Origin of the sequence: Psychrobacter sp. CMS30, from assembly GCF_904846565.1 — a bacterium.
GTDB lineage: Bacteria > Pseudomonadota > Gammaproteobacteria > Pseudomonadales > Moraxellaceae > Psychrobacter > Psychrobacter maritimus.
In genome coordinates, this window is record NZ_CAJHBF010000016.1 from 19,261 (window position 1) to 36,279 (window position 17,019).

12 protein-coding genes and 1 pseudogene are annotated in these 17,019 nt (G+C 44.1%); 10 read left to right on the top strand and 3 right to left on the bottom strand.

What is annotated here, in order from left to right; all coding sequences use genetic code 11:
- Positions 1-267: 267 nt before the first annotated feature.
- The 5 genes and pseudogenes from greA to JMX94_RS09385 form a co-directional block, all read left to right on the top strand.
- Complete coding sequence (greA, locus tag JMX94_RS09365) at positions 268-744, top strand: transcription elongation factor GreA (protein WP_079691347.1); 477 nt, start codon at positions 268-270, stop codon at positions 742-744.
- A 413-nt stretch (positions 745-1,157) separates the two neighbouring features.
- Positions 1,158-2,087 (top strand): hypothetical protein, encoded by a 930-nt coding sequence (locus JMX94_RS09370; protein ID WP_201565101.1) that lies wholly within the window; start codon positions 1,158-1,160, stop codon positions 2,085-2,087.
- A 274-nt stretch (positions 2,088-2,361) separates the two neighbouring features.
- On the top strand, positions 2,362-3,630 hold the full coding sequence (locus JMX94_RS09375; protein ID WP_201565102.1) for a putative DNA modification/repair radical SAM protein: 1,269 nt from the start codon (positions 2,362-2,364) through the stop codon (positions 3,628-3,630).
- A 16-nt stretch (positions 3,631-3,646) separates the two neighbouring features.
- Complete coding sequence (locus tag JMX94_RS09380) at positions 3,647-4,519, top strand: TIGR03915 family putative DNA repair protein (protein ID WP_201565103.1); 873 nt, start codon at positions 3,647-3,649, stop codon at positions 4,517-4,519.
- A 161-nt stretch (positions 4,520-4,680) separates the two neighbouring features.
- Positions 4,681-5,841 (top strand): annotated as a pseudogene (locus JMX94_RS09385) (glycosyltransferase); the annotation flags it as partial.
- 395 nt (positions 5,842-6,236) lie between these two features.
- Here the strand turns inward: JMX94_RS09385 and JMX94_RS09390 are convergent.
- The gene (locus tag JMX94_RS09390) at positions 6,237-6,986 is read right to left on the bottom strand and encodes a cupin domain-containing protein (RefSeq protein WP_201565104.1); all 750 of its coding nucleotides are present in this window, start codon (positions 6,984-6,986) and stop codon (positions 6,237-6,239) included.
- Positions 6,961-7,701, bottom strand: a complete 741-nt coding sequence (locus JMX94_RS09395; protein ID WP_201565105.1) for a gamma-glutamyl-gamma-aminobutyrate hydrolase family protein — start codon at positions 7,699-7,701, stop codon at positions 6,961-6,963. The genes JMX94_RS09390 and JMX94_RS09395 overlap by 26 nt, the downstream gene beginning before the upstream one ends.
- Positions 7,702-8,200: 499 nt before the next feature.
- Between JMX94_RS09395 and JMX94_RS09400 the strand changes: the two genes are divergently transcribed.
- The 5 genes from JMX94_RS09400 (at position 8,201) to JMX94_RS09420 (ending at position 15,260) form a co-directional block, all read left to right on the top strand.
- Positions 8,201-9,544, top strand: a complete 1,344-nt coding sequence (locus JMX94_RS09400) for a glutamine synthetase family protein (RefSeq protein WP_201565106.1) — start codon at positions 8,201-8,203, stop codon at positions 9,542-9,544.
- A 1-nt stretch (position 9,545) separates the two neighbouring features.
- Complete coding sequence (locus JMX94_RS09405) at positions 9,546-10,910, top strand: FAD-binding oxidoreductase (RefSeq protein ID WP_227673588.1); 1,365 nt, start codon at positions 9,546-9,548, stop codon at positions 10,908-10,910.
- Between the two features lie 214 nt (positions 10,911-11,124).
- On the top strand, positions 11,125-12,618 hold the full coding sequence (locus tag JMX94_RS09410) for a Na+/H+ antiporter NhaC family protein (RefSeq protein WP_201565107.1): 1,494 nt from the start codon (positions 11,125-11,127) through the stop codon (positions 12,616-12,618).
- 121 nt (positions 12,619-12,739) lie between these two features.
- Positions 12,740-13,612: an N-carbamoylputrescine amidase gene (gene aguB, locus JMX94_RS09415; protein ID WP_201565136.1), complete on the top strand. Its 873-nt coding sequence runs from the start codon at positions 12,740-12,742 to the stop codon at positions 13,610-13,612.
- Positions 13,613-13,883: 271 nt separating this feature from the next.
- On the top strand, positions 13,884-15,260 hold the full coding sequence (locus JMX94_RS09420; RefSeq protein WP_265088951.1) for an NAD-dependent succinate-semialdehyde dehydrogenase: 1,377 nt from the start codon (positions 13,884-13,886) through the stop codon (positions 15,258-15,260).
- A 318-nt stretch (positions 15,261-15,578) separates the two neighbouring features.
- Here JMX94_RS09420 and JMX94_RS09425 read toward each other — a convergent pair whose 3' ends face one another.
- On the bottom strand, positions 15,579-17,018 hold the full coding sequence (locus JMX94_RS09425; RefSeq protein WP_201565108.1) for an APC family permease: 1,440 nt from the start codon (positions 17,016-17,018) through the stop codon (positions 15,579-15,581).
- Position 17,019 lies beyond the last annotated feature (1 nt).

The following is a 17,019-nucleotide window of genomic DNA, read 5'->3' on the forward strand; positions in this document are numbered from 1 at the left end:
TTAAAAAAGCAGTGCTTGAAAAAAACAAAGTTTTAAAAAGATAGACCTAAAAAGCATAGTGGCTAAACTGCGACTATGCTTTTTATTACGTAAGGTTCATGTGTATCATCTATCAGTGTATATACGCTCATGGATAAGCGCGCATTTACTTATGACGCCGTCTAAACCTCATTCTTTTTATATCTTCACATACTCATTGCAACAACACTGACACCATCTCACTATTCACTAGGAGATGGTGTGGTGTTATTGGTTTAAGGAAAAAACATGCAACGTTATCCCATGACTCCGCAAGGACATGCGGCTCTAGAAGCCGAATTAAAACAGTTAAAAAGTGTCGACCGTCCCCGCATCACCGCTTCTATCGCTGAAGCTCGCGAACACGGCGATTTAAAAGAAAATGCTGAATATCATGCAGCTCGCGAACAACAAGGTTTTTGTGAAGCGCGTATCCGTGATATCGAAGCCAAACTTGGCGGCGCGCAAGTGATTGACCCGACGACATTGCCAAAAGATGGTCGTGTGATATTCGGCGTCAGCGTCGTTATTGAAAATATGGACACTGAAGAAGAAAAACAGTACAAAATCGTTGGTGACGACGAAGCTGACTTTAAAGCTGGCAAAATCTCAGTCAACTCACCTATCGCGCGTGGTTTGATTGGTAAATCTGAAGGCGACGAAGCCCGTATTGAAACGCCAAAAGGTGTGGTCGAATACGAAATCATGAAAGTGATTTACGATTAATCTGATTGGCTTTTGTAGTGAGTAAAATAGTAATTTTCTTAAGAAATATATAAAGTAAAGCACACAAAAATTTATCGTTTATAGGAGAGCAGTTACACAACGCTGCTTTTCTACTCAATTCGTTTTGGCGCATAATTGTTGAGTTGAGATGGCTAAATAATTAGGTGCATGGCACATGCTTAGCTTTTCATTAAAATAATGACAGATAAATCAGTAATTCGATAGTTTATGATTGAATCGTTTGATAGCGCGCTTCGATAGATAGCTTATATTGTTTGGCGGTTTATGACTATTATTAGTACTGCATTAGTACTGCTACCCTCGTTGACCTGCTCTGTAGAGTCAACGAGGGTATTTTTATCTAAGTGTTTGGCATTTTTGTTTTACTTATTATAACTTTAAAGGACTTTATTATGACCACTACTATTCGTCGCTCATCAGGTATCATGCAAAAAACAGCGACATTTACTGCAGTATCAGCACTGTTGGCAGGCGCAGTGATGTCTATCGCCACAGCCAATGCCGCGCCTGAGATAGCAGTTAGCTCGTCTGTTGGTAGCACCACGGTGGTTGAGCAATATTCTGATGGTAAAACGGCGGTCATCACCGCAACACCGAATAGCATCACCATGCAAGATGGCATGCCGTTTGCAGTGACACAAGTGACCAATGTGCCGCGCTATACGGTTCGTCAAGTCGCCAGTAACGGTGTTAGCAATACGCTCGTCACCCAAGGCAGTGCCACGGTGACGAGCGTGCCTGTGACCAACCAGATGACCAATCAAACCAGCAGAGTAGATGTCATAGCCGTGCCGACGACTAGCGTGACAGAAGTCTTGCCTGTGACGACGGCTACCCAATTGCCAGTCCTCAATGCGCCAACGACAACCGTAGTGACCAACCAACCTGCAACGACGCAAATCGTATCTACCTCTTTAGACGCTCTGCAACTGACCCCGACTTTTAGTACGCCTGGCGTAGTCAATGCACAAACCAAAGTCATGAAGATATTAAAAAATAAAGACGGTCGTGAAGTGGCCGTACCAGCGAATCATATCGCGCCTGGTGACGTCATCGAATATCACACCACTTATACCAATACCACAGCACAGCCTGTTACTGATATCAATGCGATGGTGTCATTGCCAAACGGCGTGCAATTGGTATCATTAAACAGTCCATTACCGACGCTTGCGACCACTGGCGGCGATAGCTATCAAACTATCCAACAAGTTGGCAATACTGTAGTCGTTACGGAAAACTATTCTGGACTAAAATGGAACTTGGTTGACCTTCCTGCTAACGCACCGCAAACGGTTGTTATACGTGCTAAAGTTCAGTAACGACTACCGCGTATAAAAACATATTTGCTAAATAACTGCTCTAAAAGTCCTGCTAATGCAGGGCTTTTTTGTTTGTAAAGAATATAAACGACAAAGCTCTTTTTAATAATAACTTTTCGATAGTAATTTTTCAGCTATAACTTCTCGATAATAAATTATTGGCATCTAACGACACCATCTGTCGTGTTATTTCTAATATTCTTCTATAAATACAATGACTTAACGTTAATTTTGTTAAAATAGCCTTTCATTAATGCATTGGTAAATATCGCTTATGGCAACCATCAATTATGAACGGCTACAAGGCAAGCTCAATATTTTAGCGGATGCTGCTAAGTATGATGTCTCTTGTTCCTCTTCGGCTGGTACGCGTAAAAATCAAGGCGGTGGTCTTGGCGATGCCTCAGCAACCGGTATTTGCCACAGCTATACTGAAGATGGTCGCTGCGTTAGCTTACTTAAAATCCTTTTGACCAATCATTGTATTTACGACTGTGCTTATTGCACCTCACGTAAAAGCAATGACACCCCGCGCGCGGCTTTTAGTGTCGAAGAAGTGGTTGATTTAACCATGCAGTTTTATCGCCGTAATTATATCGAAGGGCTTTTTCTCAGCTCAGGTATTTTTAAAAGTGGCGATTATACGATGGAGCGCTTGGTCGAAGTCGCCAAAATATTACGTACCCGCGAGCGCTTTAATGGCTATATCCATCTAAAAACCATTCCCGGCGCGTCAAAGGAATTACTATTAGAAGCGGGATTATATGCTGATCGTTTAAGCGTCAATATCGAAATCCCGACCAAATCAGGGCTGGCTTTGCTCGCACCAGAGAAGTCGCATGAACAACTAAAAGCACCAATGCAAACGGTAAAAGAAGAAATCATCACTATCCGTGAAAGCCGTAAAACGCATAAAAAAGCACCAAAATTTACCCCAGCGGGTCAAACCAGTCAAATGATTGTTGGCGCCAGTAATGAGACTGATTTGCAAGTCATACAGCTATCGAGTCATTTTTATAAACAGTATGATTTAAAGCGTGTCTATTACTCTGGCTATGTGCCGATGTTGACAGATAGTCGCCTGCCAGCGATTGGAACGCCTGTGCCGATGATACGTGAAAACCGTCTGTATCAAGCCGATTGGCTGATGCGCTTTTATGGTTTTGGCGCGCACGAAATCGTTGAGCCAGACTCGCCATTTCTAGACTTAGATTGCGACCCAAAATTGGCGTGGGCGATTCGCCATCGTGAGCATTTTCCAGTTAATATTCAAACCGCCACTTACGAGATGATTGTACGCATTCCCGGCATCGGTACCAAAACCGCTAAAAAGATAGTCAAGGCACGCAAGTTTAATCAGTTGACGCTTTACCATTTAAAGAAAATGGGTGCGGCGGTCAACCGTGCCAAATACTTTATCGCTACAACGGGTAAAAACGAACATCTTGCGCATTTAACGCGTGATAATTTCCGTCAATATGTACTGGCGCAAACGCAGACCAAGTATAAAGATCAACGTAATGGGCAGTTGGCGCTGTTTTAATCCAATAGGAACATAAATGTCACAACTGATGCAAAATCATGACTATATTGTCAGTCACTTAACGCCCAGTATTGTGCTTTATGAGCCAAGTTTTGAAGGTTGGCTGAGTGCGGTATTTTATGTCTATGCCAACCGCTTACAAGATGATGAATCCTTACAGTTAATTGCTCAAGACTGCTATATACCTTCATTAATTGCTCAAGCGACGAGCATTGCTACAGATGAAAATCATGCCGAACGTGTACTAACAAAGCTGCATAAATTATTAGGTCGTTCAGGTATGCGCAATATTCTGTGGGGATTTTTATCAGAAAAAAACCATATTGGCACCACTTTATTTCAGGTGGTTAAATATGCCATCGACTACCCTAGCCGCGCTATTATGGAAGATTTGGGTAACCTGAATGTTTTGGAGTTGGTACAAACCGTCAAGTCTGTCGCTCGTGAGAAGCACCGTATGGAAGCTTTTGTGCGCTTTGAGCACACCACTGATGATATTTACTTTGCCCGCGTTGAGCCGGATTTTAATGTCTTACCCTTAATTGGTGAGCATTTTCGGCAGCGCTACCAAGACCAGCATTGGGCAATTTATGATGTGGCGCGCGGCTATGGTATTTATTACGACAAAAGTAAAAGTACCCCGTCGCGCCCTGCTGCCTTGCAAACCATTACAGACTTAGACGATGCCGTACTGCGTAATCCTGCCAGTATTCATAGTCAAGACGAGCAGCGCTATCAAAAGTTTTGGCAAGGTTACTTTACCAACGTCAATATCAAAGAGCGTAAAAATCCGCGGCTGCATAAGCAATATTTGCCGCAGCGCTATTGGAAATATCTCAGTGAAAAGCAAGTGCTACCTAATGCTGAGCATCTACAAAAACGCCGCTAGTTTATTAAGATTAATACTAAGGTTAACTCTCATCAAATGATTAATCTTAGCTAAAAAAAGTATGGCAAATCCGACCTTATCTTTTTATCTTGGTGGTTGAGTTTTCAGCGCTTTTAACTGACAATAGCAGCTTGATATCTTATTTGGTGACCGACGCTATTATGAAAGTTATGCGCTTACTGTCGTCTTTAAAGCATGATGAATCCGAGCGCGGTATTTTTCATCTTGGACGCGCTTTGGTTAAAAATGAGCATACTTCCATCATTATCTCCAGCGCTGATGAAGAAAATGACTTGGTCAAACGTCTAAAGCGTGATGGCAATATTTACCATCAGCTCTATATGAATAAAAAATCTTGGCTGTCACTGCTACAAGTCGCCCCGCTACGCCGCCTGATTGAAAAATACGACCCCGACGTCATTCATGTGCATTCACGCACACCCGCATGGATACTGCATTTGGCACTGCGCCGTGCGCGCGTCAAGCGCCGACCAAAACTGGTCTCGACCATGTATGGCTTTTATCCGATTAATAAATACTCACAAGCGCTGCTTGATGTCGATACCATCATCACGGTCTCTGACAGCGTCACCAATTATCTAAAAAAAGGCCTGCGCCGTGAGGATCTAGAGCCCAAGGTCATTAAGCGTATCTACCGCGGTGTTGATACGCGCCGTTATCCGTATCGGCATAATCCTTCTGTTTATTGGTTGCGGCACACTTTTGCTGAATATCCTGAGCTTGAACATAAAAAATGGCTGGTCTTTCCGACCATCATTGGCAATGAATATGGGCAAGAATGGCTGATTGATATTTTGGGCAATCTACAAGAACAGTTTCCCAATATTCACGCCATTATTATGGATGAAGATTACCGCGAGGGTGACGTCGCGCATGAAGACTTTCGCCAACGTAGCAATACGTTAGGGCTTTCTGAACGTATTACCTATGTTGGTAGTAAGCGTAACGACATGCGCGAGTGGCTGTCAGCCGCCAATATCGTCATGGCGCTTGCTAATGAGCCTGAATCTATCGGTATCAATGCCCTACAAGCGATTCATTTAGGCACGCCAGTCATTGGTTGGGATCAAGCGGCGTTTAGCGAGATTTTACAACCGCTTTATCCGCAGGGCTTGGTTAGAAAGTACAATGCCAAGGCACTTTGTAAAGCGGTACGCAATCAGCTAGAAAGTGTTACGCGTCCTGAAATGACCACCAAATTCACCATGCGTGAGATGATTGAGCAAACCCTTGCGGTATATCAAGAGCTGTATGAAGAATCGCGTGCAGAAGCGCAGGCGGATGCAGCAGCGGTCAAAAGAATTAGAAACAGCCTTAGCAAGGCCTCTAAATCCATTCCTGAATCCCCTTATGTAAAAATCGAACCCGCGGATAGAATCACCAAAGTCAGGCTGCTTAAAGACACTACTAAAACGACCGATGCTAAAGTGCTAGAGACTAAAGTTCTAGAGGCTAAAACCGCAGACATGAAAGCGACAGACACCAAGAAAATAGAGGTGAAAGCAACAGAAACAGTAAAATCAGCGGATGATTCAAACGCAACTCAAGACAATACCTAATAACTTACTCATAACCATCTATTTTCAGCAAAAAAAGCGCTGCTTCTATTTCTAGAAGTAGCGCTTTACATGATAATGAATAATTTCTAAAACTCTTTTAAAACACCCAATAACGTTAATTAAGCTCTAACATTAACTTAATAAGTCGTGGGCGTATGCGCACTTACGATACGAGTTACGCCGTCAGTAGGATTGATAAAGGTGTGCGGTTTAATCGTATCAATCACATAACTGTCACCTTCATTCAGCAGATAAGTCGTCTCTTCAATACGAATCAATACTTTGCCTTCAATGACGGTGCCAATCTCTTCACCTTCATGAGCGATTTTTTCTTCCGTGGAGCTATTTGGCTGATAAGTCTCAATCAAAAACCCAAGATTTTTGGTGGTGCTACAATTATATACCTGCTTTAGAGACACTCTACTGCTTGGCTCGCTCAGCTCTATCAAATCTTTTGGCGTGACGACCACACGTGCTTTAGGCTCTTTCCACTCATCACTAAAAAAGGTCGTTAAATCAGATCCTAACACCAGCAAAATCGCCTTTAACGTATTCACCGCTGGGCTGACTTTATTACGCTCAATCGCACTGATTGAGGTATTAGTAACCCCTGCCATCCTTGCCAGCTTGCGTTGCGAGTAGCCTTTTGCAAGGCGCAGCTGATTGATTTTTTTACCGATATCTTCTTCTGGCTGCCTATCCATCTCGAGCACGGACGGCGCCTCATCAGACTCTAACCCGTCTTCCTCATCGCTATTAACGTCATCAGTATCAGCTTCGTCTTCTTCAGCCTCGTCTTCGAGCGAATCCATCTCATTTTCGGGCGCAATACCCTCTTTTTCGATATCGTTTTCTGCACTATTATGAACCGTGTTTTTTGCTGGCATAGTGGATAAATTCCTTGAATAGAAATTTCGACAAATCGTCTTGTGCATAATTTAACTCAGGATGCCATTGTACACCAATCATAAATGGATGTTTTATTAAGCTGATCGCTTCCACCAATCCATCCGGTGCGCGTGCCTCGACAAACAAATTCTTACCTACTTTATTGATGGCTTGTTTGTGCAACGAATTGACGTGCCATTTTTCACCAAACGCCGCCAGTCGACCCTCAGGCTGAATAATCACGTCATGCACCGGCTGATATTGTACTTCAAGTGGCTGGGTATTGTCCTCCAAATGCGGCTCATAAAACCCTTCTACTTCGCGCCAATCTGGGTGCAAGCTGCCATCAAAATAGACATTCATCTCTTGCAAGCCGCGGCATACTGCCAATAAAGGCGTACCAGATTTTTCTGCATGAGCAAGCAGCTTAAAGCTCAGCTCATCACGACCTAAGTCCTGCTTTTCCTCAATATGTGAAGCGCCATAACGCGCAGGCGCAACATTACTATAACTGCCCGTCAATAAAATGCCATCAGCAATGGCAATCAAAGCCGCGAAGTTCTCACTTTCAGCAGCGGTGTTCGGCAGCAAGATAGGATTACCACCATAAAAATGGACGGCATCGATATATTTCTGATACACCGCTTGCGCGGGTTGACCATCAACCATTTTGTGACAAGAGACAATAGCAATAATGGGTCGATAAGTTTGCATTTTATTCTTCCTTGAATGTGATATATGAGCCTCAAATCTTCTATATGCCGAGATTTAGTTGATTAAAATCTAACACAGTCTTTTGGATAATGTAAACTATAAACTTCATTTTTAGTTAATAAAAACCCTATTGGATATAATTAATTACTTTTTAATAGTTTTAAATATTAATTGACAACTATAAATTTCAGTCATATATTGAAGGACATTAGTAAGACAAAGGTTAATAACAGTACTTACAACCTTGATGTCATCACTGATAAAAATAACGCTAAGTGATTCATTTTGCAGTAGAAATATTACGCAATCAGATGAAAAGGATACTTAGTAAGCTGAACAATGTGGTATCAGCCACGGCATTTATAAGTGCTGTTTTATTTAGAAACACTGTTTTATTTAACGTTATTCACAATCTTGACTTGTCAATTATGAATGACAGCGACCATAAACGGCGCAACCATAATCAGAGTAAAAATTAACATCAATAGGGATAATAGACATGACGACAACCAATGGAATGGTCGAATCTGCAAATAATACGGAATATGTGTATGTTGCGGCGGGGGATATCAATGGATTACTTCGTGGTAAGCGCATCCCCTTCAATCAGATGGAAAAAGCAGAAAACGGCGCGATACGATTGCCATTATCGATTTTAGGGGTCGATATCTGGGGTGCGGATGTTATCGAATCCTCTCAGTGCAATGGTGATATCGATGCCATCGCCCGTCCTACTGGCCGCGCCGCTTATCCACTGCTCAATACCAGTGCGCCCTCATCGCTGTTGCCCGTTTGGCTTTATACCGAAGACAACGAGCCTTATTACGGTGATGCACGCCACGTCTTAGATTATGTCAGCAAAAAATTCAAAGCATTGGGATTAACGCCGGTTATGGCAACGGAGCTTGAATTTTATTTGATTGATTACACCGAAGGCGAAACGCCAAAACCGCCTATTCGCCCAAAGAGTGGCTTAAGACTGAATAAAACTTCTATCTTAAGTATCAATGACTTATTGCAGTTTGATGAGTTTTTAGATGAAGTCTATGAGCAATGTAAAAAACTTGATATTCCGGTTGATGCGGCTTTAGCTGAGAACGGTTGTGGTCAATTTGAAATTAACCTACTACACGTCGATGACCCCTTAAAAGCCGCTGATGATGCCATTTTATTTAAGCAAGTGGTTAAATCAGTCGCAGCGCGCCGCAAACTGACAGCCACTTTTATGGCTAAACCTTTTGGTTTGCAATCAGGTAATGGTTTTCATGTACACTGCAGCCTGCTTGATAAAGATGGCAACAATGTCTTTGATGACGGCTCAGAAGAAGGGTCAGATATCTTGCGCCATGCGGTCGCTGGCTTATTAAAAACCATGTCAGACTGTACCTTGTTATTTGCGCCGCACGTCAATTCTTATCGCCGCTTTACCCCAGGTACGCTGGCACCAAATAATGTGTCATGGGGTTATGAAAACCGCACCGCCGCCGTACGCATCCCTGGTGGCGACTCACAAGCACGCCGTATCGAGCACCGCGTATCGGGAGCCGATGCCAACCCTTATCTGGTCTGTAGTGCGGTATTAGCAGGCATGCTTTATGGCATCGAAAACAAGCTTGAAGCGCCAGAGCCGGTCAATAGCATTACTTACAACGAAGCCGAGCTTAAAACTTTGCCATTAGACTGGCTGTCCGCCATCCGCAAATTTGAAAGCAGCGACATCATTGATTCATTGTTTCCAAGTGAGATGATTGAGCTATTGATTGCGGTCAAAAAACAAGAAGCCAAACGCTTTGCTCAGCAAGTGACCAACCTTGAATACCTCACCTATTTACAGGATGTTTGATATGTCAAATAGCAACTTAAATAGCAGCGCAGCAACGAGCCCAAACCTATCCTCGAATAACACGCGCAATATCCCGCATTATTCAGATAAAGGTCAATACCCTGATAGCTATTATGCGGCCAGCCGTAATCCTAAGCCGGATAGACCAACCCTAAAAAATGATATTCAAGTTGAAATCTGTGTGGTCGGCGGCGGTTATAGCGGCTTATCAACGGCGCTACACCTTATCGAAACTGATCATGAAGTGGTGGTACTAGAAGGCGCGCAAATTGGTTGGGGCGCATCAGGGCGTAATGGCGGTCAAATCGTCAACGGTCTTAATGCCAGCCTACAAAAAATCAAAAAGTCTTATGGTCAAGAAAACGCAAACTTCGTCGGTCAGCTTGTGACCCGTGGTGGCAAAATCATTCGGCGCTTTGTTGCTGATTATAATATTGACTGCGACCTTAAAGAGAAAAATATCTTTGCGGCGTTAAATAACGGTCAATTAAAAGACTTACAAGAGACGCATGCCTTGTGGGAAAGCCATGGTATGCATGATCGAGAAATGCTCGATAAACATGGTATCCAAGAGCACATAAAAACCGACGCCTATGTGGGCGGTATTATTGACCATTCAGGTGGTCATATCCATCCGCTAAATCTAGCGCTTGGCGAAGCCGCTGCTATCGAAAAATCTGGCGGTACTATCTACGAAAACACCTTGGTGGTTGATATTGAGTATGCCGATGACTCTATCAAAATCATCACCGAGTTTGGCACCGTTACTTGTAAGCAAGCGGTTCTATGCGGTAATGCCTATCTCAATAAAGTCATACCCAAGCTGACGGACCGTGTCATGCCCGTCTCAACGCAAATTATCGCCACCGAACCATTGGGTGATTTAGCAGACCAGCTGCTTCCAACCGACGTCTGTGTCGAGGATGTTCGCTATATTCTTGATTACTATCGCCTGTCAGCAGATAAGCGCATGTTATTTGGCGGCGGTACAGTCTACGGTGGTCAAGACCCCGCTGATATCACAGCCAAAATCCGACCAAACATGAATAAGATTTTCCCAGAGCTACGTGATGTCAAAATTGACTACGCGTGGAGTGGTAACTTTGCTTTGTCTTTTTCTCGAGTACCTCAAATGGGCAAACTCCATGACCGCGTCTATTTTGCGCATGGTTATAGTGGTCATGGTGTGACGGGCTCGCACTTGTTTGGCCAAATCTTGGCCGATGCCATCAATGGTAACACCAGAGAGTTTGATAATTTTGCCAAGATTCCTTGGATTCCGTTCCCAGGTGGCCGCGCCCTACGCGTGCCTTATTCTGTGATGGGCTCATGGTGGTATGCGCTAAAAGACACGACTGGCATGTAAATACGTCAAAGCCTCTAAATCATTAACGTTGATTGATACATCTTGCATGCAACGTTTTTATTTTAAAGGTGATGTGGCATAAATCTGTCATAGCAATGGATTGTTGTGATAGAGCTCGATAGAAAGCGAATGCACTGATGCGCTACTGCCTATCGAGCACCAACCATAAAACAGAGTTTGTTCCAAACAATGAGGTTTTACAGGGAGCGTAAGTATGAACATGAAACTCAGCGAGGCTGTCGAAGGGCAGTATCATAACAAGCGAGTATTTCTAACCTTAATAGTAGCAGCCGCCATTTATCTGGCTTTTGCTTGGCTATCGACCATCCGTGACCCTAATGAATCTTGGGGTGCTTTATCTCTACTACCCACATTATTAGTGCTGGTCACTGCTGTTGTTTCTAGACGACCGTTTGAGTCTATGATTGCAGGCTGTGTCGCTGGCCTCGTAATGCTCAATCCGTTTGATTTGGTATCCCCTTTTGCCGACAATATGTCGATGGTACTGGGCAATGAAACCATTATCTGGATTGTACTTGTCTGCGGGCTGATGGGTGGTCTTATTCAGCTGCTTGAGATTAGTGGTTGTCTCGATGGCTTTAGTGAATGGCTACAAAAAATCATCAAATCACGCCGTCAATCATTATTAGCTACTTTTGCCTTAGGCGTCGTGGTTTTTATTGATGATTATTTAAACTGTCTAGCCGTATCCACTTCTGTCAAAAAGCTCACTGACGTCTATAACGTTTCGCGTGAGAAGCTCGCTTATATTGTCGATTCAACCGCCGCACCTATGTGTATCATCGTTCCTATCTCTACTTGGGCGGTCTATTTTGCCGGTCTATTAGAAGAGAATGGTGTGGCTGGGGACGGTGAAGGTATCGGGCTTTATATCAGTGCTATTCCTTATATGGCTTATGCTTGGTTTGCACTTTTGATTGTATTCTTAGTAGCTTATGGCATTTTGGGTGACTGGGGTCCGATGAAAAAAGCCGAGGCTCGCGCCAAAGCGGGTAATCCTGTCCCTGAAGCCTTTGTAGAAGAGCAATTGGTTTCAAACGTTCAAGCCAAACGTAAGCTGTCGTTTAAAGCCAATATCATGAACTTTGCTTTTCCAATGATTTTATTGATTATTTCAACGGTTTATTTTGAAATTGATTTATTACGTGGCGCGCTATTGACTTGTTTTGTCACGGTTGTGGTGTATTGGATACAAGGTATTTTAAGCTTTGAGACTCAAGTTGAGGCTATTTTTAAAGGCTTTAAAGTGATGCTCTATCCCTTATCAACGGTAGTCGGCGGTTTTTTCCTAAAAGCCATCAATGACGAGCTGGGTATGACCTCATACGTGATTGAGGCTATCACGCCATATATGACGATTGTCATCTTCCCTGCTGTTATCTTTGCGGTCATGGCATTCCTAACTTTTGCCACCTCATCAAGCTGGGGACTATATGTCCTTGCCATGCCAATTGTATTCCCAATATCGTTAGCACTTGGTGTCAGCACGCCACTGATGATTGGGGCTTTATTGTCAGCTTCTTCATTTGGTAGTCATGCCTGTTTCTTTAGTGACTCATCGTTATTGGCTGCCCAAGGCGCTGGTTGCTCTCCGATGCAACATGCCTTTACTCAGTTCCCCTATGCCATGCTCGGCGCGGGTTTATCCGTCGTGACGTTCTTAGGCTTGGGTTATATGATGGCTTAATTTGTACCATTACAAGCATTCAAAATGAGCGCTATCTATGGATAAATACTTTATCAATTATTACCCATAGATAGTCTTCTCAGAAGACCGCCCACCTCTCTCAATAACTAAAAGGAATTAGATAATGAGAACTGTCACCGTTGCGACAACCCAAATGGCGTGCGGTTGGGATAAACAGCAAAATATCGATACCGCCACTGAATTAGTAACCAAGGCTGCTAAAGCGGGTGCCAATATTGTCTTGCTACAAGAGCTGTTTGAAACCCCCTACTTCTGCCAAGTTCATGACTTTGATTACTTTAAAATGGCGACTTCAGTTGCCGACAATGCCGCTATCAACCACTTTAAAGCATTGGCCAAAGAGTTAGACATAGTATTGCCCATCAGCTTTTATGAAAAGTCTGGTAATACGTTTTTTAATAGTGTCACCTTGATTGATGCCGATGGTGAGATACTGGGCACGTATCGTAAAACCCACATTCCAGATGGCATCCCTTATGCGGAAAAGTTTTACTTTACCCCAGGCGACACTGGCTTTAAGGTTTGGGATACCAAATACGCCAAAATCGGCGTCGGTATCTGCTGGGATCAGTGGTTTCCTGAGTGCGCGCGCAGCATGGCGCTGATGGGTGCAGAGCTACTGTTTTATCCGACAGCGATTGGTGATGAGCCAACATTGGGCATTGACTCAAAAGGTCACTGGCAGCGCTGTATGCAAGGTCATGCCGCCGCCAACCTTATGCCAGTTATCGCGGCGAATCGTATCGGTACAGAAACCATCAGTCAAAATGGCAATGACAGCACGCTAGAATTCTACGGTAGCTCATTTATCACCGATGGTCGCGGCGAGATTACCCAAGAAGCATCGAAGGATAAAAAAGAAGTTCTTACTGCCACTTTTGATTTAGATGAACTGGCTATCGCGCGCCGCCAATGGGGCGTCTTCCGTGATCGCCGTCCATCGATGTATGGCACGTTACTGACTCATGGCTGAATGATAAACGACGCCGAAATGCAGCCGAAATGCAGCCTTTGTAGCACTTGAAATAGTGTTTCTTTAGCATCAGGTCATGGATGTACGCATAAGACAAATCGTTTTTGCTGGTAGCAAGACTCATAACGTTACTCAGCAGCAACTAACATTATCCGCTTAAAAAGATAGACTTAAACAGACAAGCACAGAAAGATAAGTATAGAAATACACACATAGAAATAAATGCATAGAAAAAAACATAAACGGATTTTCAATCTAACCCTAAGGAATAATGATGAGCGATTATCAAGTAAACAACCCAGCGACTGGCGAAGTAGAAGCCACCTACCCGACAGCAACTGAGCAAGATATTCAAAACGCAATTGAACAAGCGCACAGTGCTTATCAAGACTGGCGTCAGGTTTCATTGAACGAGCGCAGTACCTTGCTGCATAAAATTGCCGATATTTATCTTGAGCGCCAAGATGAGCTGGCTCGTATCGTGGCCAATGAGATGGGCAAGCCTGTCGCCCAAGCAAAAGGCGAGATTGGCTTGGTTGCTGAGATTTATCGCTACTACGCAGACAACGCTGAGCAGCTACTAGCACCGCATAGCATCGATGTTGATAGTGGTTCTGCGTCTGTAGAAAAACTCCCTGTAGGCGCTCTATTAGGTATCATGCCGTGGAACTATCCGCATTATCAAGTAGCACGTTTTGCCGCGCCAAACTTTATGGCGGGCAACACCATTATCCTAAAACACGCGCCGCAGTGTCCTAAGACCGCCGAAGCCATCGTTGATATTCTAAAAGAGGCAGGCTTACCTGAGGGCGTCTATAACAATGTCTTTGCCACCAATGAGCAAGCAGCGACCATCATCGAAGACAGCCGCGTACAAGGCGTCTCATTAACAGGCTCTGAGCGCGCAGGTCAAGCGGTTGCAAAAGTTGCAGGCAGCGCGCTGAAGAAAGTAGTGCTAGAGCTTGGTGGTTCAGATGCCTTTATCGTCGCAGCCGATGCCGATATCGAACAAGCCGTGAAAGGCGCAATCGAAGGTCGTTTTGGTAATACAGGGCAAGCTTGCAATGCGGCCAAACGCCTTATCGTCGTTGAATCGGTCTATGATAAATTTGTCGAAGGCTTTACCAATGCCGTACGTAACATGACCTTGGCTGATCCGCTTGATGAAGGTACTTTTATCGGTCCAATGTCTTCAAAAGCGGCGGCGGTTAATTTACAAGAGCAGTTAGACAGTGCCGTTCAAGCAGGGGCAACGGTATTGGTCGAAGGTGGCATGGTCAAAGACAAGCCGGGTGCTTGGTTTGCGCCGGCTGTTCTGACTGACGTTGACGAATCTATGGATGTCTACCGTGAGGAGCTATTCGGCCCTGTGGCAGTCGTCTACAAAGCTCGTGATATTGAGCATGCGATTAAGATAGCCAACGACGTACCTTTCGGCCTTGGCGCTTCTATCCAAACGCAAGATGCTGCCCTAGCTGCTGATATTGCTGACAAATTGGACGTCGGCATGGTCACTATCAATGCCCCTTCTGGTAGTGAAGCAAACACGCCATTTGGTGGTGTTAAGCGCTCAGGATTTGGCCGCGAGCTTGGTACACTTGGTATAACTGAATTTTTAAATTATAAATTGATTCGTGATAAATCTTAATCGATTGATTGATTTTGAGAATAATAAAAAGCCTAACATCCACTGTTAGGCTTTTTTTGCAGCGGCATTTTATTACTATAATCAGTTCAAAATAAAAGCGCTACGTTATAGCTATATGCGACTGGTATAAACTTTCCTTGCTTGCTACGCGCTTTGCACGCCAGAGGCTACGGAAAATTCATCCCAGTCGCACTGTATCGACTTTAAAGTAACTCTACTATAAGATTTTTTTAAGAGCTACTTTATTAAAAAGCCAGTTTATAAAAGAACTTCTTTATTGAGCAACTACTTTATTAAAGAAACCCTTTAACTAAAAAGCTATTTCTTTGGATTGTCCTTTAACCATAGCTGATTAACAATTTTTAATTCGCGTAGCTCTTCTGCCATAATCGCTTCACTGATACCAGGATATTTTATCCTTGCATAGCTATATAACACGATACCTAAGACAGTCCAGCCAAAGAAAATCCACCATTCAACAGCGGTCAACGCAGATGGCATACCTGGCATATAGAGCATTAATAAACCAAAACTTAGCACAATCGTCAGCATACCGACCAGTTTACCTGCTGGTATTCTAAACGGACGAACCATATCAGGCTCACGGTAGCGCAGCACTAAGAATGAGATAGCCACGCAGGTGTAAGCGATAACGATACCAAAACCACCGGCATCGACAATCCAAACTAACATTTTGCGACCAAATAACGGCGCAAGCGTCGCCAGACTACCGATTAATAAAATGGCATTTGATGGTGTTTTATATTTGGGGTGCAATTTACCTAAAAAGGCTGGCAACATATGTGCTCTGGACATCGCATATAGCAGACGACTGCCGCCTATTAAGAAGGCATTCCAGCTCGATAAAATACCCAGCACACCGCCAATCACTAACAAAATACCCGCCCACTTGCCTTGCCACGCATTGGTCATGGCATCAGCCGTGGCGAGGGTTGAGTTCTCTGCTTGTACCAGTGGCAATGTCGTGCCCACACTCCACGCAATACCCACATACCACATCACCGCAACGATAATCGAGATAATCAAAAATTTACCGATATTAGGGCGCGTTAAATCAATCTCTTCTGCTGCCTGCGGGATAACGTCAAAGCCGACAAACATAAAGGGCACCATGACAATAACCGCCATGATACCGCCGATACCACCAATAAATGCTGGCGCTTGTACTGAATTTGAGCTTTCAGGATTAAACAGTACCGCACCGATAAACAATAACGTACCGACGAATAAAATGCCCAATACGGCCGTTTTTTGGAACCAAGCACTGACTTCCATACCGCGGATATTGAGCCAAGTTACAATGACGGAGCCCAGCATACCGACCCCGACCCAAGTGGCATAGACATCCCAGCCAGCGATGGTCCAGAGGTAGCCTTGGTTATAATTGGGGATAAAATATTCTACCACTGTCGGGAGTGCGACCGCCTCAAATGCGACCACCGAGAAGTAACCAAATAGAATACTCCATGAGCAGATAAAGGAGACATTGACCCCTAATGCGCGATGGGTATAAGTGTGCTCACCGCCGGTGACTGGCATCGATGCGGCAAGCTCAGCATAAGTCACCCCAATCAGTATCACTGCCAGTCCGCCTATCAAGAATGCCAGCATCGCACCCCACGTACCAGCAGACAAAATCCAACCGCCCGCTAAAACGACCCAGCCCCAACCGACCATCGCACCAAATGCCAACGCGATAACGTCTAGCGTCCCTAAAGATTTTTTTAATTCAGACATA